Below are 246 nucleotides of genomic sequence, written 5' to 3'. Positions count from 1 at the left end.
GTAGTGGGGACTACCGGAAAGGCGCCCGGGGACGGAGGCCTTACTGCAGTTCTGCGAGAACCGTTCCCTGCGTGATTGCTGCACCCGGCTCGACGGACCGTCCGGTGACGACACCGGCCTTGTGCGCGTTGACGGGGTTTTCCATCTTCAGGGCTTCGAGAACCGCGATCAGGTCGCCTTCGGCAACTTCCTGGCCTTCGGGCACTGCGACCTTGACGACGGTGCCCTGCATCGGAGCGGTGACGG

General features: G+C 65.0%; 1 protein-coding gene. It reads right to left on the bottom strand.

Annotated elements, in window-relative coordinates; translation table 11 throughout:
• Nucleotides 1-40 precede the first annotated feature (40 nt).
• Nucleotides 41-246, bottom strand: a 206-nt coding sequence (locus QM596_RS29605) for a biotin/lipoyl-containing protein (protein ID WP_283310603.1), incomplete at its 5' end; no start/stop codon positions are given.

It is taken from the genome of Rhodococcus sp. IEGM 1406 (genome assembly GCF_030056745.1).
Lineage (GTDB): Bacteria > Actinomycetota > Actinomycetes > Mycobacteriales > Mycobacteriaceae > Rhodococcus_F > Rhodococcus_F erythropolis.
The sequence above is the reverse complement of the archived record's forward strand: the minus strand, read 5'-3'. Positions and strand labels throughout refer to the sequence as shown.